The 19,792-nt window shown below is 65.3% G+C and carries 17 protein-coding genes and 1 pseudogene; 8 read left to right on the forward strand and 10 right to left on the reverse strand.

Translation table 11 applies throughout. The features are described 5' to 3' along the window. Positions 1-3: 3 nt before the first annotated feature. Genes HV711_RS13690 through HV711_RS13700 form a run of 3 tightly spaced genes read right to left on the reverse strand, consistent with a single transcriptional unit; the run spans position 4 to position 3,106 of the window. A complete protein-coding gene (locus HV711_RS13690; protein ID WP_028361945.1) occupies positions 4-1,158 on the reverse strand; it encodes an ABC transporter permease in 1,155 nt (384 codons plus the stop codon). Positions 1,159-1,179: 21 nt separating this feature from the next. Continuing rightward, a complete protein-coding gene (locus HV711_RS13695) occupies positions 1,180-1,902 on the reverse strand; it encodes an ABC transporter ATP-binding protein (protein ID WP_013592215.1) in 723 nt (240 codons plus the stop codon). Position 1,903: 1 nt separating this feature from the next. Beyond that, positions 1,904-3,106, reverse strand: a complete 1,203-nt coding sequence (locus HV711_RS13700; RefSeq protein ID WP_035482625.1) for an efflux RND transporter periplasmic adaptor subunit — start codon at positions 3,104-3,106, stop codon at positions 1,904-1,906. Between the two features lie 293 nt (positions 3,107-3,399). Between HV711_RS13700 and HV711_RS13705 the strand changes: the two genes are divergently transcribed. Beyond that, complete coding sequence (locus tag HV711_RS13705) at positions 3,400-5,121, forward strand: PQQ-binding-like beta-propeller repeat protein (protein ID WP_028361942.1); 1,722 nt, start codon at positions 3,400-3,402, stop codon at positions 5,119-5,121. Between the two features lie 127 nt (positions 5,122-5,248). Here the strand turns inward: HV711_RS13705 and HV711_RS13710 are convergent, their stop codons facing one another. Continuing rightward, the gene (locus HV711_RS13710; protein WP_175145111.1) at positions 5,249-5,416 is read right to left on the reverse strand and encodes a hypothetical protein; all 168 of its coding nucleotides are present in this window, start codon (positions 5,414-5,416) and stop codon (positions 5,249-5,251) included. A gap of 11 nt (positions 5,417-5,427) precedes the next feature. After that, complete coding sequence (locus tag HV711_RS13715; protein WP_035482622.1) at positions 5,428-6,327, reverse strand: NmrA family NAD(P)-binding protein; 900 nt, start codon at positions 6,325-6,327, stop codon at positions 5,428-5,430. 226 nt (positions 6,328-6,553) lie between these two features. Here HV711_RS13715 and HV711_RS13720 point away from each other — a divergent pair, with 226 nt between their 5' ends. Next, positions 6,554-7,447 carry an AraC family transcriptional regulator gene (locus HV711_RS13720; protein WP_028361940.1) on the forward strand — a complete coding sequence of 298 codons (894 nt, stop codon included), beginning with the start codon at positions 6,554-6,556 and terminating at the stop codon, positions 7,445-7,447. A gap of 52 nt (positions 7,448-7,499) precedes the next feature. Here the strand turns inward: HV711_RS13720 and HV711_RS13725 are convergent, their stop codons facing one another. From HV711_RS13725 to HV711_RS13740, 4 genes are all read right to left on the reverse strand, one after another. Then, the gene (locus tag HV711_RS13725) at positions 7,500-8,324 is read right to left on the reverse strand and encodes an anti-sigma factor family protein (RefSeq protein ID WP_035482621.1); all 825 of its coding nucleotides are present in this window, start codon (positions 8,322-8,324) and stop codon (positions 7,500-7,502) included. After that, positions 8,321-8,839, reverse strand: a complete 519-nt coding sequence (locus HV711_RS13730; protein ID WP_035482619.1) for a sigma-70 family RNA polymerase sigma factor — start codon at positions 8,837-8,839, stop codon at positions 8,321-8,323. Before HV711_RS13730 ends, HV711_RS13725 begins: the two co-directional genes overlap by 4 nt. A gap of 149 nt (positions 8,840-8,988) precedes the next feature. Continuing rightward, a complete protein-coding gene (locus HV711_RS13735; RefSeq protein WP_028361939.1) occupies positions 8,989-9,723 on the reverse strand; it encodes an anti-sigma factor family protein in 735 nt (244 codons plus the stop codon). A 31-nt stretch (positions 9,724-9,754) separates the two neighbouring features. Beyond that, complete coding sequence (locus HV711_RS13740) at positions 9,755-9,985, reverse strand: hypothetical protein (protein WP_156946619.1); 231 nt, start codon at positions 9,983-9,985, stop codon at positions 9,755-9,757. Here HV711_RS13740 and HV711_RS13745 point away from each other — a divergent pair. Continuing rightward, the gene (locus HV711_RS13745) at positions 9,984-10,250 is read left to right on the forward strand and encodes a DUF4148 domain-containing protein (RefSeq protein WP_028361937.1); all 267 of its coding nucleotides are present in this window, start codon (positions 9,984-9,986) and stop codon (positions 10,248-10,250) included. The genes HV711_RS13740 and HV711_RS13745 overlap by 2 nt on opposite strands. A 125-nt stretch (positions 10,251-10,375) precedes the next feature. Here the strand turns inward: HV711_RS13745 and HV711_RS13750 are convergent, their stop codons facing one another. Then, positions 10,376-12,856 (reverse strand): GcvT family protein, encoded by a 2,481-nt coding sequence (locus HV711_RS13750; protein WP_035482618.1) that lies wholly within the window; start codon positions 12,854-12,856, stop codon positions 10,376-10,378. A gap of 163 nt (positions 12,857-13,019) precedes the next feature. Here HV711_RS13750 and HV711_RS13755 point away from each other — a divergent pair, with 163 nt between their 5' ends. From HV711_RS13755 to HV711_RS33495, 5 genes and pseudogenes are all read left to right on the forward strand, one after another. Then, a complete protein-coding gene (locus tag HV711_RS13755; RefSeq protein WP_035482617.1) occupies positions 13,020-13,796 on the forward strand; it encodes a DeoR/GlpR family DNA-binding transcription regulator in 777 nt (258 codons plus the stop codon). Between the two features lie 382 nt (positions 13,797-14,178). Then, positions 14,179-17,706, forward strand: a complete 3,528-nt coding sequence (locus tag HV711_RS13760; RefSeq protein WP_035484764.1) for a DEAD/DEAH box helicase — start codon at positions 14,179-14,181, stop codon at positions 17,704-17,706. Between the two features lie 216 nt (positions 17,707-17,922). Then, positions 17,923-18,216: a hypothetical protein gene (locus HV711_RS13765; RefSeq protein WP_035484765.1), complete on the forward strand. Its 294-nt coding sequence runs from the start codon at positions 17,923-17,925 to the stop codon at positions 18,214-18,216. Between the two features lie 178 nt (positions 18,217-18,394). Next, entirely contained in the window at positions 18,395-19,240 is an 846-nt protein-coding gene (locus tag HV711_RS13770; RefSeq protein ID WP_035486841.1) for a peptidoglycan DD-metalloendopeptidase family protein, read from the forward strand. Positions 19,241-19,520: 280 nt separating this feature from the next. Continuing rightward, positions 19,521-19,792: pseudogene (locus HV711_RS33495) on the forward strand (septal ring lytic transglycosylase RlpA family protein); the annotation flags it as partial.

The following is a 19,792-nucleotide window of genomic DNA, read 5'->3' on the forward strand; positions in this document are numbered from 1 at the left end:
CCCCTAGCCGATAGCCCGCAGGCCTTCGACGATCTTCACGCGCGCTGCCTGCAGCGCCGGAATGATCGCGGCCGCGAGCCCGACGACGAGTGCGCATGCCGCCTGCAACAGCATCGTTTCACGCGACACATGGAACACGGGGAACACGCCGCCTGTCGCCTGCTTGAAGAAGCTGGCCGCGGGCGGCGTGGCGAGTATGCCGAGACCGCCGCCCACCACGCAGATCGTCAACGACTCGCCGAACATCAGCAGCGCGAGAAATGCCGGGCCGAAACCGAGTGCCTTGAGCGTCGCGTATTCAACGGTGCGCTCGCGCGCGCTCATGGCCATCGCATTGGCCATCACCGCCATGATGATGACGATGACCACATACGACACCAACTGGATCGCCGCGATGATCTGATTCGACATCGCCACGAAGCCGAGCTGGAACGCCTGCTCGGTTTCGGTGAGCGTCTCGGCGAGCGAGTTCCTGAATACGTTGTCGACGTTGCGCGAGATCGCGGCGGCTTCGTCCGGGCTCGCGATGCCCAGCACATAGACCCCGACCTGATCCGCTTTGCGGCCGGGCGTCTTGCGTAGTGTTTCGTTCAGGTAATCCCAATGGAAAATCAGTTGGCGCGTAATGGTGGATTCGTCGCGACCGTCGAGAATGCCGCGCACGACGAACTCCCACGTCCCCGGATAGATCGTGCCCTTGATCGGAATGACGTCGCCGATCTTGAAGCCGAACTGGCTCGCGAGCTGCCTGCCGATCAGACAGCCCTTGCGGTCGCGCTCGTAGTCGTTGCGCTGCTGCGTGGGCAAGATGAATTCGGGGTACAGGTCGAGGTAATTGTCCGACACCGCAAACTGCGCGAAAAAGTTCTTCGGCTCGCGATACACGCCGCCGAACCAGTTGGAGCGTGCGACGATCGTCACGCCTTCCACGCCGCGTATGCGGTTCTCATAGCTCAAGGGCAGCGGAAAGACGAGTGAGATCGCATTGCGCGTGACGAGCCGCGCGTTCGATGCGGCAGCCGCGCCCGCGTACCATGCGTCGACCACGGTGTGCAGCAGGCCGTACGCGAGTACTGCGATCAGGAGTCCGAACACAGTCAGCAGCGTGCGCAGTTTGTGCCGCAGCGCGTTCCGCGTGATCAGCTTGAGCAGGTACATACGGATCGGCCCTGGCGTGCCTCAGCGAGTGGTTCCATCGATCAGTTCCCCCTTTTCCAGATGCACAATGGCGTTTGCCGCCCGCGCCGCATGCGCGTCGTGGGTCACCATGACGATGGTCTTGCCGAGTTCGCGGTTAAGCCGCTGCATCATGGCCAGCACCTCCTCGGCGGACGTGCGGTCGAGGTCGCCCGTCGGTTCGTCGGCGACGATCAGCGTCGGGTCGCTGATCAGCGCGCGAGCGATTGCGACGCGTTGCTGCTGTCCGCCGGAAAGCTCGGACGGGTAATGTTGTGCCCGATCCGACAGATTGACCATGTCGAGCACGAGGCTCACGCGCTCGCGCCGCTCCTTGCGCGACAGGCGCGTGAGAATCAACGGCAATTCGATGTTCTCGAATGCGCTCAGCACGGGCATCAGGTTGTAGAACTGGAAGATGAAGCCGACGTGGGCCGCCCGCCATTGCGCGAGCGCCGACTCCGGCAGCCGCGTGATGTCGAGTCCGCCGACGCGCAGTTCGCCGCCGTCCGGCCGGTCGATGCCCGCGATCAGATTGAGCAGCGTGCTCTTGCCGGACCCCGACGGCCCCATCAGCGCGATGAAGTCGCCTTCGCTGATCGAAAGCGTGATGTCGGAAAGAACGGGCACCGTCTGAGCGCCGCGCCGGTAAGATTTGACGAGGTGGCGGATTTCGACGAGCGGCGCGGTATCGCTCACGCGCTTCACATTGTCCACGGTGTTCACACTATTTCTTCACCACGGTGACTTTGACGCCGTCCTTGATGTGCTCGTTCGGCGCGCGTACGAGCACATCGCCGGGACGCACGCCGCTGACGGCTACCAGGTCGCCGAGCGCCGCGCCGGTTGTGACGGGCACTTCGCGCACGGTATCGTCCTTGATCAGGAAGGCGACCTTGCGGCCGTCGCGCTCGGCAATCGCCGCCGGTTGCACCGCGACCACCGGCTGCCTGTCTTTAGGCGAAACGGGTTTCGTCAGAAACGCAATCTTCGCGCTCATGTCGGGCAGCACGCGATCATCGCGATCGACAAAGCGCACCTTGACGAGCACGGTGGCTTTCGAGCGGTCCACAGTGGGCACGATGCGCGACACGCGGCCGGCCAGTCTGAGCTCGGGCAGCGCGTCGAGCTGCAATTCGCAAGGCTCGTCCACGGTGATCTTGCCGATGTTCGATTCCGCAACATCGGCTTCGACTTCGAGCGTTTCCATGTCCGCAATCGTCACGACGGCGCCCTTGCTGTCGGATGCCTGCGAGAACGGCGTGATGTTGTCGCCGACGTTCGCATGCTTCTCGATCACGACGCCGTCGAACGGCGCGCGAATCACGGTTTGATCGACGGCCACCTGAGCCGCCTGCGCATTGGCCTCTGCCGACACGATCGCCGCCCGGCTGTTGTCGATGGACGCCCGCGCTTTGTCGTAGCGGGCGAGATCGGCGTCGTACTGGGCGGCGGGCACGGCGCCGCTCGGCGCGAGAATCGCGGAACGGCGCAGGCTGATTTGCGCGTTCTTCAGTTCGGCCCTTTGCAGCGCGAGATTGGCCTGCGCCACCTGGATTTGCGCCTTCGCCTGCGCGAGCTGGGCCTTCACATCGGCGCTTTCGAGCCGGGCAATCACTTCGTCTTTCTTCACGTGCGTGCCCTCCAGCACGCCGAGCCACTCGAAGGGTCCTTGCGCTTTCGACGCCACCGCGGCCTTGCGCTGCGGCACGACGTAGCCGGTTGCGTTCAGCAGCGTATAGGTTTGAGACGGGTAAGCGGACACCACAGTGGTGGTTTCGACGGCTTGCGGACCGGCCAGCTTGAGGGCCGCAGCCGCCACGCCGACGAGAAGCAGCGCGACGATCCCGTAAGCGACCCAGTTTCGCCCACGTCTTGCAGCCATGGCCGGCCGGTCGATTTTCAGCCTCTTCAGATCATGATCAGCCAATTTATTATGTCTCCGCCCGTCGGCGTTTGGGGTTTGCGGACGCCGCGCAAAAAAGGATCACGATCTCGCGACGCCAGCGGGTTGTCCTGTAGACGGGCCACAGTATAGCGCCGCGCCTGGCCGCCGCCGGCATCGAGCGGACCGGCCGCTTGCGTCCGCGCAGACGGCGCGTTTCCGGGGTGTTGATCCATTGACGCTCTACCGCCGTGCTGGCACAAGAGGAGCGTAGACTAGACGAGGACGTTGACGGCTCATTGGCACTGGCAGTCCCTCGACTGCCCGGGGAGACGTGTATGAACAGCACCCAGTACCTGGACCAGAATGCGATAACCTGGCGCCAGCTCATATCGGCGAGTCTCGTCATTATTGGCTGTGCCGCCTGCAGCGGCGGTTCGGGCGGCACCTCATCGAGCAGCAATGCCAGCGGCGGCGCCGGCAGCAGTTCCGGTAATGGCAATACGGGCGGCACCACGGCGCCGGCAGGAACCGGCTCCGGCGCACCGTCCACTGTCGGCGATGTCCTGACTTATCACAACGATCCGGCTCGCACCGGACAGTACCTGGCGGAAACAACGCTGACTCCCGCCAACGTCAACCCGACGGAATTTGGCAAGGTCGCCTTTCTCGCGGCAGATGGCAAAGTCGACGCGCAGCCGCTTTACGCCGGCAACGTCCCGGTGAGCGGCGCCGCACACAACGTCGTCTATGTGGTTACCGAGCACGCGAGCGTTTATGCATTCGACGCGGATAGCCATGCGCAACTTTGGCACCGATCGCTGCTGGGCTCCGGAGAGACAACGAGCGACGATCGTCATTGCGGTCAAATCACCCCGGAAATCGGCATCACTTCCACGCCGGTGATCGATCGCACACGGGGCACCGCGGGCGTCTTGTACGCTGTCGCCATGAGCAAGGACGCGGGCGGTGGCATTCACCAGCGCCTGCATGCGTTAGATCTGAGCACAGGTGCAGAGATGCTCGGCGGCCCGGCAGAGATTGCCGCCACCTATCCGGGCACAGGCGCGAACAGCAGTAACGGGGTCACGGTGTTCGACCCACAACAATATGCGGAGCGTGAGGCGCTGACGCTCGTGAACGGCAACGTGTACCTCGCATGGACGTCGCACTGCGACCAGGGCACGTACGGCGGTTGGGTGATGGCCTACAGCGCGGATACGCTTTCGCAGACCGGCGCGTTGAATCTCACGCCCAACGGAACGGAGGGGTCGGTCTGGATGAGCGGCGCGGGCATGGCGTCCGATGGTGCGTTCCTCTACCTGCTCGACGCCAACGGCACGTTCGACACAACGCTGACCGCGCAGGGTTTTCCGGCGGGCGGCGACTACGGAAACGCGTTCCTCAAACTGTCGACGTCACCCACGCTCGCCGTGGCCGACTATTTCGCGACTTTCGACACGGTCGCGCAGTCGTCGGCGGACGCCGATCTCGGGTCCGGAGGTGCGTTGGTCCTGCCGGATCTCGCCGATGCGAACGGCACCGCCCGGCATCTTGCCGTGGGTGCCGGCAAGGATTCGAAGATCTACGTCGTCAATCGCGATGCGATGGGCAAGTTCAACCCGAGCGCGAATCTGATCTGGCAGGAGATCGATGGACAACTGTCAGGCGGCGTTTTCGGCATGCCTGCGTACTACAACAAGGTCGTGTATTTCGGTTCCGTCGGCGACAATCTGAAGGCGTTCCCGGTGACCTCGGCGCTGCTGGCAACGACGCCCACGTCACACAGCGCGGGCACGTTTCCTTACCCGGGCACGACGCCGAGCATTTCAGCTAACGGCGCCGCCAATGCGATCGTATGGGCCGCCGAGAACGGTGCCGTTGGTGCTTTGCACGCGTTCAACGCGAGCGATCTCGGGCAGGAACTCTATAACAGCAATCAGTCCGGCACGAGGGACACCTTCGGCGCGGGAAACAAGTTCATTACACCGATGATCGCGCACGGGCATGTGTACGTGGGTACAACCAACGGCGTGGCGGTGTTCGGATTGTTGAAGTAAGGCCGCCGCGACTGCCGGCGGGGCGCACGATGTTGTTCCGCAAGCGCTTCCTCGATGACATGCGTCAGAACATGACGGAATCGATGGCCGTTCGCTGATCGGTATCGGCCACGCGACCCGCTCTCCACTAAAACAGACCAAAATCGTCATTGCTGTCCGGAATCGCGCCAAGCAGATCGCGAAGCGCGCGCCACCCGAGCAGTCCCGCCACGGCCAGCGCGAGGGCGAGCAAGCGGCTCAGATTCGCGCGCCTCTGCCTTGCTTCGTAGCGCAGCACACAGGTCGACATCGTCATTCTCCCTTTCTTCACGCGCTGACCGTTGCGCCGCCGCCCGGCACGATTGCCGCTAGTGCCTGCGCCAGCGTTGTCGGGCCAGTGCGTCGCTCGCTGACGCCGGCCTGCACGTCGATGCGGCCGGCGTTATGTGCGTCGTAAAGATCGACGATGAGCCGCGCATGTCCCTCGCCGAGACCGGCCGCTTCGAGCATTGCGGGCCACTGTTCGCGCGGCACGGCGTGCGCCGTGATCTCCCGACCCGCGAGTTCGCCGATAGTACGCGCGACGTCGATCACGCTCACCCGTGCCTCGCTTTCGATGCTGACCACACGCGGCGAGTGCTGCGGCGGCTTGTCGTCCAGCAGCAATTGCGCGGCGAGCGCGCCGACGTCCGGAGCGGCCACAGTAGGGAAGCGCTTCTGAAGCGGATGATGCAGGCTCGGCAGCACGCCTTTGGCCAACGCGACGGGCAGCACCCGCGCCCAGTTGTGCATATGCTCGGCGGCACGCAGGAACGTGAGCCGCGTGTCGAGCGTAGCGAGCCGCGTCTCCAGATAGTGGAATAGCGTGGTGATGCCGGTGCCGCTCGCATGCTCGGCGCCGTAATCCGACAGCGCGAGCACATGGGGCGGCGGATTCGCGCGCAACGCGTCGACGCTCGCGTCGATCATGCGGCGCATCGTCGTCGCGGGGTCGTCGTCATGGCGCGGCACGGGGCACAGCATCTGCACCGCGGATGCGCCCTCGAGTGCGCGCGCCACCGCCGCGCGATCATGCAGATCGGCGATCGCCACCTCGCAGCCGATCTGCGCGAGCGGCGCGGCCTGCGCGGCGCTGCGAACCACGGCACGCACGTCGCGGCCGGCGCGCCGCAAGGCGGATGCGCTGACGCGGCCGACATTGCCGCCTGCTCCAAAAATCACGAACACGTGAGACTCCTGATTGGATCGTCGTGGTCCGATCATAAGGACACGTGTGGGGGAAAGCGCGCACAAGAAGATGTCGACGAGCAGATTCGGATGATGGCTTCTCTGTGGGTGCCGCTATCCGGACGACGTCGAGACGCGACGTGCGCGCCGGCGGGGCCGCGCCGAGCAGAACCCCGCAAAACGCGGCACAATGCGCGCAGACCGACCGCCATCCGCGAGGCCAACGATGAACGCCGCCACACCTGCCGTCACCCCGATCCGCATGCAGACGCCCCCCGCGCACAGCGGTTCGCGCATCGCGCTGCGCTCCAGCAAAACGCTCGGCTGGCACGGTTTCGGCGCGGAGCTGGTCAATGTGTCGGCGGGATTGCACCGGATACCCGCGTTCAGGCATCACCGCGTAGGCGTGCATGTAGGCAGCCCGGTCAGAGCGCGCTGTTTTTGCAACGAGAAGCCGCATTCGCGCATTCAGGCGCACGGCGACGCGGATGTGATCCCCGCAGGACTCGACGGCCAATGGAGCGACGAATCCGCGTGCACGATTTTCAGCGTATGGATCGGCGAGGAATTCGCGCGCACGACGGTGGAGCAACTGGCATTAAAGACCGCCGACGCCCAGATCCGCCCGCAATTCCAGATGCGCGATCCGCGCTTCCAGCACCTTGCATGGGCATTGCGTGCCGAGCTGGAAGCCGATGACGCATCCGATCCGCTGTACGCCGAAAGCCTGTGCACGGCCATGGTGGTGCGTCTGATCGGCGGCGCGCCGTCGCTCGACGACAAGCGGCGCACGCTCGCTCCGCGAACGGCGGCACGCGTGACCGAGTTTATCGAGGCGCATCTGGACCGGAGGCTCACGCTGAGCGAACTCGCCGCGCTTGCCGACCTGAGCGTGCCGCATTTCAAGGTGCTGTTTCGCGCGACGCTCGGCGTGCCGGTGCATCAGTACGTGGTGCAGCGGCGCGTCGAACGGGCGCGCGCGCTGTTGCTGCAAGGCCGGCTTTCCGCAAGCCAGGTCGCGCTCGAAGCCGGCTTCGCGCATCAGAGCCACATGGCGCACTGGATGGGGCGGCTCCTCGGCGTAACGCCGCGCGAACTCGTGAAGTCGGGCACGCGCTGACGTCGAGGTTTGCCGTCGCGGCTTCATCGTCGCGGCTTCACCGTCGATTGCGTCAGCCCGGCGGCGCTGCGCCGGTCAATTGCGAGTACACGTCATGCGAGAGCTGCAATAACTGCTTGCGGTCGATACCGCCTGACACCGCATAGCCGAAATCGCCGTCGACCCAGTAGAACACGTTGACGGGTCCGTCCTCATACAGCTTGAAGGCAGTGGTATTCGCACTCACCTTGCGACGCGAGATGCACAGCGTCACCCGCTCGCCGCTCGGTCCGCGATACATGAATTGCGCTGTCTGGCCATCCGGCCCGGGCAGCAGGCGTCCGCCGGAGAGCATGAAGCCGTCCTTTGCCAGCATCGGCGGATGCACATTGGTGCCGAGGCGGTTGGCGAGCCACTGCACGAAATCGTGCTCGTGGTCGGCGCTCATGTCGGTGGGCCGGTCGACGGTCGGCATGTACACCACATGCGCGACAGCCGCCTGACGCGCGAAGAGCTCGGAGCTGTCCGCGCTGACCGGCCGCGTGCCCGACGAACCCGTCGCCGGCGCCAACGCGTCCTGGCCCATATGCGTGCCGAAACCGATGCCGATGCCCATGACCAGCGCCGCCGCCATGCCCGCGAATTGCGGCCAGTTGGCGGCAATGCGTGAACGGCGCGGCGCGGCGGGCTGCAGCCGCTTCGGCACCGGTTCATTCAGTACGCGGTCGTAGCGCTCATGGAACATGCTGTTCAGCGAAAAATAATCGCTGATACGGGAAGCCAGCTCGGGATTCTGTTCGAGCGCGCGCTCCACGTCGGCGCGCCGTTCGTCGGACAGCGTGCCGTCCACGTAAGCGTGCAGCTCTTCTTCAGTGATCGGCGTATGTTGGTTGCTCATCGCACCACCTGTAATTTCGCACCGGGCTGGCTGCCCGCCATCAATGCCCGAAGCCGCTCGCGCCCGCGGGAGAGGCGCGACATGACCGTGCCGATGGGCACGTTCAGCGCGAGCGCGACGTCCGCGTAGCTCATTTCTTCAAGGCCGACGAGCAGCACCACTTCGCGCTGTTCGAGGGGCAGACGCTGCAGCGCGTAGTGGAGGTCGCGCATTTCCAGCGAGCGCGCCTGTTGCGGCGCCACGGCGAACTCGCTTTCGTGGACGCTTTCGTCGTCGACGGCCACGTGGATCGCGCGCGAGGACGCCTTGCGCGCCTGATTGGCGAACACGTTGTGCATGATCGTGAACAGCCACGCGCGCAGATCGGTGCCGGGCTCGAACATGCCGGTGCGGCCAAGCGCGCGCTCGAGCGTGTCCTGCACCAGATCGTCCGCGAGGTCGCGATTGTTGATCAGCGCCCGCGCGTAGCGCCGCAAACGCGGCACATGTTCCATTAACTCGTCACGAACATCCATTCTTCATCCCGGTCATGGGGCCTCTCGTGAGCAGGGAACGGCTGCGCCGCGTCGGGGCATCGCCGGTTCTGATAGGGCTAACACGCTTGCGCGGATTCTATTCCGACGAATGCGGCGGGTCACCGCATTCGCGCAGGATCGCGTGAGCGTCATGGCATCGTCATGACGTCGGCGGCGCGCATCAGGCCGTGGGTGCGCGCATTGCCGGCGACCACGAAGCGCTGCCGCTGTGCGGTCCAGGTCAGAAGACGCACGTCGCCGATGCGCCGCGCGGACCATTGCGGCTGCGCAGGCGCGAGCAGGGCGAGCGTCGACAGCACGACCACCGGCTGGTTGTCGCCGTTCAGGTAGATGAATTCAGTGGCGCGCTGCAAGACGCCGAGCGACAGCACGCGCTCGTCGACGAGCCGCAATCCGATCGCCTCCAGATCAGGCGCGGACGGCGCGCTGCGGGTCGGCGACGAAGCGGGAAACGGGGCGGCGGCGGTTTCGGCCAGCACCATCACGGCGGCATTGTTGAGCGCCTGCTGCGTGACCTGGGTGGCCGCGAGCCAGCCGCCCGCCGCCATACACGCGATGACGACTGCAAGCAGCGTTCCGATTGTCTTGCGCAAGCGCGGCGTCGCGAGAGCCGTGCGGCCGCGGCTGCGAACCTCGCGCCGGCCCTTGAAAGCCTTCGGTGCCGGTTCGCCGGCGCTCGGAAAGGTGCGCTGGATCTGCTCGTTGAGCTTGCCGTAAAAGGCCACGCGACGGGCCTCCGCCGGATCGCGGAGCAGGTAGTCGCGCAGGAACGCGGCGCGCGCGGGCGACAAGGTGCCGTCGGCGTAGGCCTGGATGTCGGCTTCGGAAAGCGGCGCGTCGGCGGGGGCGTCGGTCGGTTTCATGATGAAAAGTCTCCGGCTGGAATCCGGCTGTTCAGGTGCAAACACGCTTGCGCGCCAGTTTATTCCACTCGCGCGCGCGGTCGTTGGGGAGGTTTTTGATTGTGCGATCGATGCGTTGCGAAAGGCGAGCAAACCGCGCAGCAAGGCGCTTTATTCCGCGGCGCAGAAATGTTTCTGATGAGCGGCTTGCGCAGGAATAAAAGCCGGTGACGCGCGGTTCTCCCTGATGCAAACCCGCACACAACTCGCTGGAGTTCATCATGAAGAAGATCGCTTTTGCTGCCTTGTCCGTCGTCGCTCTGGCCGCGTCGTCGAATGTCTTTGCGCAAGGAAAAACTCGCGCTCAGGTCTACCAGGAATTGATCGAGGCCCAGCAGAACGGGCTCGATTACGTGACCGACGCATCGTATCCAGATGTCAGTCCGGTGTTCGCGCATCAGGTGGAGCAGCACAAGGAGGCGCTCGCCGCCGAAGCGGCCGCGCACCGCATGGCGAGCGAAAGCGCGCCGACCGGCACGATGAATTGACGCTGTTTGAAGTCTGGCCGACCTGCGTGCCGCGCGCGCGGCCGACTCGGCGAGCGAACGGCACGCGCGGGAGGCGCTGCGTCAGACGGTGCATCAGGCGCTGTGTCGCTGTGTCACACGCTCTATCAGGCACGCACGCGCTCCGAGCGCGGGTCGTACGGTGCCTTCAGGTGAAGCGTAGCCGGCAGCCGTTCGCCGGCTACGTCGATCGTATAGGCGCCGCTCGTCAAATAGGCGGCGTCCGCTGGGCCATCCGGATTGTTCACGTAGCCCATTGCGACCGGACAGCCGAGCGTGTGGCCGAATGCCGCCGAACTGACGAAGCCAACCGGTTTGCCGTCGCGCAGAATCGCCTCGCCGCCCCAGAGCATGTGGCGCGCTGCGCCGTCCGCGGTCAGCACGACCATGCGGCGGCGCAGCGGCTCATCGCGTCGTTTCAGCAGCGCCTCGCGGCCGCGAAACGGAATGTTCCTGTCGAGCTTGCACGCGAACGCGAGGCCGGCTTCGAACGGATTCGTGTCCGGCGTGAGCTCGCGTCCCCATGCGCGGTAGCCTTTTTCGATGCGCAGAGAGTCGATCGCGTAGTAGCCGGCATTGACGAGACCGAACGCTTTTCCTGCCTCGCGCAAGGTTTCGTAGACGCCGATTGCGAATTCGACGGGCACGTACAGTTCCCAGCCGAGTTCGCCGACGTAGGTGAGCCGCGTGGCGCGCACCGTCGCGTAGCCGATGTCGACCTCGCGGCTCTGGCCGAACGCGAACGCCTCGTTGCGCCAGTCGGCTTTCGACACGCTTTGCAGCAGTTCGCGCGAGCGCGGGCCCATCACGGCGAGCACCGCATAATGGCTCGTCACGTCGACGAGCAGGCAGTGTTTGTCGCGCGGAATCGCTTTCTCGATCGTGTCGAAGTCGCGCGTGGTTTGCGCCGTACCCGTGACGAGCAGGTATTGGTCCGCGGCAATGCGCGTCAGCGTGAAATCCGATTCGTAATTGCCGCGTTCGTTGAGCATGCCCGTATAGACGGCGGTGCCGGGCGGCACGTCGACGTCGTTTGCCACGAGCCCTTGCAGCACGGCTTGCGCGTCCCGGCCTTTGACGAGCAATTTGGAGAACGACGTCATGTCGAAAAGCGCCACGCCTTCGCGGCACGCCCGGTGTTCCGCGCCGCTCGCCGGCAGCCAGGCGGGCTGGCCGAACGTGTAGTCGAGGCGCGCTTCGTCGCGCGTCGGCGCAAAAAAGTTGGCGCGTTCCCAGCCCATTTTGCTGCCGAAGCACGCGCCGTCCTCGTGCAGCAACGCATACAGCGGAGAGCGGCGCAACGGCCGCGCGCTGTCGAGTTCCCGATTAGGCCATGGCATCGCGTAGTGCAAACCGAGTGTCTCCTTCACACGATCGTGCAGCCACGCGTCATTGCCGTTAAAGCGCGCAAAACGGCGAATGTCGACCGGCCAGAGATCCATGGTCGGTTCGCCCGCGACGATCCACTCGGCGAGCGCCATGCCGGCGCCGCCGGCGGACGCGATACCCATCGAGTTGAAGCCCGCGCCGACGAAAAAGCGCCTTAATTCAGGCGCTTCGCCGAGTATGAAGTTGTTGTCGGGCGTGAATGATTCCGGCCCGTTGTAGAACTGCCGGACTTGCGCCGTCTCCAGCGCGGGCACGCGTTGCAGCGCGTGGGTCATGAGGATTTCGAACTGATCCCAGTCGTCGGGCAGCAACTGAAACTCGAAGTTCTCGGGAATGCCGGTCATGCCCCACGGTTTCGCGTCCGGCTCGAAACCGCCCATGACGAGTCCGCCCACTTCTTCCTTGAAATAGATGAAGCCGTCCGGGTCGCGCATGACCGGCAAGTCGGGATGCACGCCGGCAATGCGTTCCGTGACGATGTAGTAATGCTCGGCCGAGTGCAGCGGCACCGTCACGCCGCACAGACGGCCCACCGCTTTGGCCCATTGTCCGGCGCAATTCACGACGATCTCCGCGCAAACGGAGCCTTCCTCGCCGTTTTTGTTGCGCCACGCGACGCCGCTTGCTTCACGCGAGCCGTGGGCGTCGCGCGTATGGACCGCCGTCACGCGCGTGTTGTCGACGATCCGCGCGCCGCGCATGCGGGCGCCGCGAGCGAGCGCCTGCGTGAGATCGGTAGGATTGGCCTTGCCGTCGCCCGGCAGCCAGACGGCGCCGAGCAGGTCGTCGGTACGCATGACGGGCCACAATTCGCCCGCTTCGCGTGCGCCGATCACGTCGCAGGCCACGCCGTACGCCCGCGCGACGGCGGCGGTGCGTTTGAGTTGCGTCATGCGTTCCGGGGTGCGGGCAACCGAGAGCGAGCCGCATGGCTTCCAGCCGGTGGCGAGTCCCGTTTCCGCTTCGAGTTCGGCGTAGAGCGCCGTCGAATAGCGGATCAGCTTCGTCATGCTTTCCTGCGCGCGCAATTGGCCGACGAGGCCGGCCGCGTGCCACGTCGTTCCGCACGACAACTGACCTTGTTCGAGCAGCAGCACGTCGGTCCAGCCGAGCTTGGTCAGATGATAGGCGACGGAGCAGCCGATAATGCCTCCGCCGATGATCACAACGCGCGCATGCGAGGGAGGTGGTGTGGACATGTGTGGGATATGTGGCGTCAGTGCAGAGACATTGCCTCAAACCTACACGAAATGCAACAAGAACCTTCGACGCATGAAGTCAAACATGTGGAATTGTGTGGAAATTCACCGCGGCGGTGCGGTGTTTTGCTAGACTCAGCGCATTCTTCCTTCAGCCGATTCCATGTTCTCGACTCAACGCCAGGCCGAAATCCTGCGGCTCGTCCGCGAGCAGCGCACCTGCACGATCACCGGCCTTGCCGCGCGCTTCCAGGTGTCCGACGAAACTATCCGTCGCACGGTCAAGCCGTTGATCGAACAGGGCCACCTGCTCAAGGTCCACGGCGGCATCATGCTGCCCGAACGCCTCGACGAGCCGCCGTTCGAGCGGCGCATGGCTGCGGGCCTCGCGGGCAAGCGCGCAATCGGCGCGCGCCTCGCCGAGGTGGTGAGCGACGGCGATTCGCTGATTCTCGACGGCGGCAGCACCTGCGTGCATATCGCGCGGGCGCTCGCCGCGCGCTCGCGGCTCACCGTCGTGACCAACTCGCTCGAAGTGGCCCGCCTGCTCGCGCCGCGCAACGGCAACCGCGTGTTCATTGCGGGCGGCGAGGTCCGTGCCGACGACGCCGCCGCAGTCGGCGACAGCGTGCAGGTTTTTTTGCGCCAGTTCCATGTGCGCCACGCGATTGTTTCCGTGACGGCCGTCGACATGCACGGCCATTTCATGGATGCGCTTCCCGCCGACGTCGCGTTTTCGCTGGCGGCGTTCGCGCAAGCCGAGCGCCGCGTGGTCGCCGCGGATCACGCGAAATTCGGGCATAGCGCGCTTTTGCACGCGTTCGGCGCGGACGGTGTCGATTTGCTCGTGACCGACGAAGCCCCGGCGCCCGCACTCTCACAGGTGTTGGCGGCGGCCGGCGTCGAGGTGCTGGTGGGCGCGCCTCGGCAACCGGCGTGACGCCCGGCTGCGCAGCGACCGGCGACCGCGCCGCGGGCAAGCGTGCCGGACCGCCGGACCGCCGGACCCCGGTAGCAAGCACTCCCAACGCCAACCACCCCCCAACGCCAACCACCCCCCAACGCCAACCACCCCCCAACGCCAACCACCCCCCAACGCCAACCACCCCGAACGCCAACCACCCCGAACGCCGACCACCGCCCCCAGCTCACCCGCCACCGCGCGAGCGCTACCCCGCACAGCCTATTCCCGCCAACGCGTAAAATGGCCGGTTATCACTGGCAAGCGCGGCTTCGGCCAAACGTTGCGGTGGACAGTGCGCCGTCCACCGGCCGATCTGATCGTCGCTTGTCTTCACCGGCCTGAAGAGGGATGCACGCGGATGTCGTCAGTTTTCTTTGATCGGGAACGGATTGCAGACTGGCTCGGGGACCACACCGTGGCCAAGGCGCGCGCGGTCGGCCCGGTCAGCAACGTGCAGTGGCACGGCGCCACGCTGACAGGCGACGTCCAGGGCAGCCAGCCGCAGCCGTACAGGACGCGCGTGCGCTTTCGGACGGACGGCGGCGCCCCTTGGGCGCAGAGCGACTGCAGCTGTCCTGTCGGTCGCAATTGCAAGCATGTGGCCGCGCTGCTGCTCGCCGAACTCGAGTATCACGACGAGATGGACCACATCGTCCGCGTGGACGAAAGCGAGCGCGACGATACCGCGTCCATGGCGGCCAACGAGGCCGGGGCGGACAGCTTTGGCCGGCAGCAGGGCGTGCGTCCCGAACTCGTCAGCTGGCTGGAGCGCTTTCGTGCCCGCGCGGAAGCCGCCGACGCCGCCGCCCGCAAGCCAGGCGGCGCGCGCACCGAAACCCTCGTTTACCGGCTCAACTGGTCGGAATTCCACATGCGGCATGAGGTCGTGCTGTACCGCGCGCGCTGCGACACGGAGGGCAGAATCGTCGAAGTCGGCGAGACGTGGGGCAATGTGGAGTCGGCGCTGCTCAAGCAGCCCAGGTTCGTATCCGACGAAGATCTGTCCATTCTGCGCGGCCTGTGGCTCGGGCGTTCGCGCGAAGACTTCGGGCAATTCATTTTGCGCGGGACGAGCGGCGCCGAGACGCTGCAAAAGCTGATCGCCACCGGGCGCCTGTTCTTCGACTTCAGGATCGCGCCCGGTCATGACGCGCCCACGCCGCTCGCACGCGCGGCCGACCGGCCCGGGCGCATCGAATGGGAACCGCTCGCCGACGAGCGGCTGCGCCCCGTTTTGTGCACCGAGCCGCGCGCCAGCATGGTGCTGCCCACGGAGCCGGTCTGGTATGTGGACGGCGCAGCACGGGAGGCGGGCGTCGTGCGCTCATCGCTGCCGTTCCAGCAATTGCCCGATTACCTCGCCATGCCGCCTATCTCGCTCGCCGAAGCGCCGCTCGTCGCGTCGGTGCTGCGCGAGGTCGCGCCGGAGCTGCCCTTGCCGCCCACCCACGACGCGTCCGCGGTTCGCGTGATCGACGTGGAACCCGTGCCGGTGCTCACGCTGAACAGCCACGCGCTGCCCTCGGCCGGGAACGCCGCCAGGGCCAGCAAGGGCCACGCAGTGGAACTGGCCGGCGTGAGCTTCGACTACGACGGCGTCAGCATCAACGTGGACAGCAGCGTGACGCTCGTGCCGATGCCGGGCGGCGACGTCATGCATATCCGCCGCCGCTACGAAATCGAGAAAAAGCGCCTGCTCGAATTGCGCAAGACCGGCTTGCAGAAAGTGCCCACGAGCCGCGTGTTCGCGTCGCGTCTGCTGCCCGAAACCATGCTCGGCTTGCCGGATGCCGACGCGTGGTCCGCGTTCGTCAACGAGGCCGTGCCGGAGCTCGTCGCGAGAGGCTGGCGTGTGACGATGGCGCCGGAGTTCCGCTACAACATCATCGAGATCGATGCGATCGACGGCACCGCTCATCAGGCGGGCGACGGCTGGTTCGATCTGGAAATGGGCATCCGCATCGGCGAGCGCACGGTGCGGCTCGAACCGCTGCTCGCCGATCTGTTTCGCCGCGACCGGCGCTGGCTGGGCGGCGCGCTCGAAGCGATTCCCGACGACGAGCCCATCGAGCTGAAAACCGATGAAAACAAGCGCCTGAGGCTGCGCGCGGACCGCCTGAAGCCCGTAGTGCGCGTGCTGGTCGACCTGTTCGATTCGCTCGGCGGGACGCTCGCCGACGGCACGTCGCTGCGTGTGCCGTCCGTCGACGCAGGGCGGCTACAGGCGTTGAACGACACCGGGCGCTGGCAATTTCGCGGCGACGATTCGATTCGCCGGCTTGCCGAGCGCCTGCAAGCCGGTCCAGGCTTGCGCGAGGTGCCGGTGCCGTCCGCGCTGCGCGCGCAATTGCGCGCTTATCAGCAGCAGGGCCTGAACTGGATGCAGTATTTGCGCGAGCAGGGTCTTGCCGGCGTGCTCGCCGACGACATGGGCCTCGGCAAGACCGTGCAAACGCTCGCGCATATTCTTGCCGAGAAGGAAGCGGGGCGGCTCGACCAACCCGCGCTGATCGTCGTGCCCACCACGCTCGTGCACAACTGGCGGGAAGAAGCGCGGCGTTTTGCGCCCGAATTGAAAGTGCTGGTGCTGAACGGCCCGCAGCGCAAGGATCGTTTCGAACAGATCGGCGAACACGAACTGATTCTGACCACGTACGCCTTGTTATGGCGCGATCAGAAGGTCCTCGCCGAGCACCAATACCACCTGCTGATTCTCGACGAAGCGCAATACGTCAAGAACGCCACGACGAAGGCCGCGCAGGCAATTCGTGGTTTGGCCGCACGCCACCGTTTGTGTCTGACCGGCACGCCGCTCGAAAATCACCTCGGCGAACTCTGGTCGCAATTCGATTTCTTGCTGCCGGGCTTTCTCGGCAGTCAGAAGGACTTCACGCGCCGTTGGCGCAATCCGATCGAAAAGAACAACGACGGCGTACGCCGCTCGCTGCTCGCGCGCCGCATCCGGCCGTTCATGCTGCGGCGTCGCAAGGACGAGGTCGCGAAGGAGCTGCCTGCGAAGACGACGATTGTGTGCTCCGTCGATCTGGAAGGCGCGCAGCGGGATCTGTATGAAACCGTGCGCACAGCGATGCAGGAGAAAGTGCGCGCGGCGGTGAGCGCGCAAGGCCTCGCGCGCAGTCACATCATCGTGCTCGATGCGCTGCTGAAGTTGCGGCAAGTGTGTTGCGATCCGCGTCTCGTGCGTACGCTGCATGGAGCCGAACACAGCGCCGCAGACAGCGCCGGTGAGGGCGCCGATGTGAGCGCCGGAGAGACCGTGAAAACGCACGAAAACTCAAGCGATGCGCCTCTGCGATCCTCCGATAAAGCGGAGAGGGGCGCGCGAACCACGCGTTCGGCCAAGCTCGATCTGCTGCTCTCGATGCTGCCCGAACTGATAGAAGAAGGGCGCCGCGTGCTGCTCTTCTCGCAGTTCACCGGCATGTTGGCGCTGATCGCAGAAGCGCTCGATGAAGCCGCGATTCCGTACGTCATTCTGACCGGCGACACGGCGGACCGCATCACGCCGGTCGAGCGCTTCCAGCATGGCAAGGTGCCCCTGTTCCTGATCAGCCTGAAAGCAGGCGGCGTGGGCCTGAATCTGACTGCGGCCGATACCGTGATTCATTACGACCCGTGGTGGAACCCCGCCGCCGAAAATCAGGCTACCGACCGCGCGCATCGGCTCGGCCAGGACAAGCCCGTGTTCGTCTACAAGCTGATCGCGGCGGGCAGCATCGAGGAAAAGATCGTGGAATTGCAGGAGCAGAAGGCAGGCCTTGCCCACAGCATTCTTTCCGAAGACGCCGCTGGCGCCGCCAAATTTTCCGACGACGACATCGACGCACTATTTGCGCCGATGCCCGAGGTCGAAGGCGGAAAGTGAAGCGCGCCGGCCTCGCGAGCTCGCGTGGCGATGGAAAAGCGCGCGTCTTCACGGTACTCAAATCTCACCACATCTGACTTGCCCTTGTTCAAAGGCGTCACAAATCGTCAAGGATTGCTGAGTTTCGCTTGATGCCGTCAACGGTTTCTTTGCGCACTCGTTGAACACGCGACCATTAACCGGTCGTTCAACGCATACGTTAAGGAAATTACCATCATGAAGAAGCAAGTTCTCGCCGCCGCCGTCGCCGGCCTGTTTTCGATCGCCGCGTTCGCGCAGGCCTCCGCGCCCGTAGTTGCCTCCGCTTCGCAAGCCGTCGCGATCCACGCCGCTCCGGTTGCCGTTGCCGCCAGCTCGGCTGCAGCGAACGAGGCCAAGCCGGCCACGCACCATCACGCGAAAAAGCAGCACAAGCACGCGCATAAGCATGCGCACAAGCATGCAGCGGCCGCTCATGGCGAAGAGGGCGCTGCGCCCGTCGCCGACGAGGCAGCACCCGCCAAGCCGTAAATTCCGCGCTCGCGTCGCGAGCCAGCGAAGAGGCGGGTCGATGCAAAACATCGACCCGCTTGCGCCATACCGGTCCGGACCGCGCGATAGCGGCGCGCGGCGGACCGCACCCGCCCATGGAAAAAAAGCACGAGCGCCGCATGTTGCTCGTCGAGATAAAAATTTATCCAGAGTCCTAATGAAAATCTGTTTGTCCCGATGCGCCGGGCGGCTCTTCCCGATGCTGCTCGCGTTGTCGTTGGCTCCGCTGTGCGCCTGCTCGCTGTTGGCGCAGAGCGCGCCATTGCGTGACGCCCCGGCCAGCACGGCGCCGGATCCTATCGCTGCCTGGGCGGCCGGGCGTGCGCTGTCGGCACAGGGCGAAGCTCCAGTGGCCGCAGGGTTCTATCGCGTGAATCCGGGCGATACGCTGACGGCCATTGCGCGGGAGTTCGGCCACGAGGCTTCCGCGATTGCGCAGTGGAACCATTTTTCCGCCGATGGCGCGTTGCGCGCCGGACAGATCGTGCGCGTCGGGCCGCCCCCGGCCAGTTCGGGCGACCAGGCTGAAGCGAGTGCGCACACGGCTTCAGGTTCGGATAAACGCGCAGGCAAAAGTGCGGACAAAAGCGCTGAGAGAAGCGCGGATGCAGCGTCAGCGAACACTGCCGATGCCAAAGGGCGGTTCATGTGGCCGGTCGGCGGCACGGTGAAACAGGCCTTCGTGGCCGGCAAGACCAAAGGCATCACGCTCGCCGCGCACCCCGGCGAGCAGGTGAAAGCAGCGGCGAGCGGCAGGGTCGTCTATGCAGGCGGCGGCATCACGGCTTATGGCCGGCTCGTCGTCATCAAGCACGACGCGCATTTGCTGAGCGCTTATGGCAACAACCGCACGCTGCTCGTCAAGGAAGGCACGCCCGTCAAAAAAGGGCAGGCGATTGCCGAAGCTCCCGCGGACGCCGCCGGCGATGCCTTCATACGCTTCGAAGTGCGCGAGGACGGCAAGGCCGTCGATCCGCTCATCTATCTTCCCAGGCGCCATTAAGACGGCGCCTCACTCCCCGAACTGAAACCGACGCGATGCGCTGTGCTGCCCGTGCAGCCCGGCGCGCGCGATGACGCTTATGAATTTTCATTTTTGCCGCGTTTCAAGCAGGCCTCTTTCAGCGACGCTTGCGTCGCTAGGTGCGGCGCTCGCGCTTGCCGGCTGCGCACAATCCGGTGTGGATGCAGCCTTGCCAGGCGCCGGGCCCACAGCGGTGCAGATGCAACGAGGCGCGCCACGCTCCGCCTCGCAGTACGGCGACGGCGCGAACGCAGACGCCGTGGCGGCGCCGCTTGCATCGGCCACCGAGCCGCGCAATGACATACCGTCCGCGATCGATGATGCAACAGTCGCTGCGGCTTGTGCCTGCGCGAAGGGCTTTCAGCAAACCGGCTTCGCTTCGTGGTACGGCAAGATTTTCCAGGGACGCCGCACCGCGAGCGGCAATGTCCCACAGACAGTTGAAGGTTGGGACGGCGGGTGCGGCATAGATTATGCGACCTTGCGATCATGGTCAATGTTGGATTTCGAGGGCGAACGCTTCAGGGCGGC

This window comes from Paraburkholderia phenoliruptrix (genome assembly GCF_902859825.1).
GTDB lineage: Bacteria > Pseudomonadota > Gammaproteobacteria > Burkholderiales > Burkholderiaceae > Paraburkholderia > Paraburkholderia phenoliruptrix.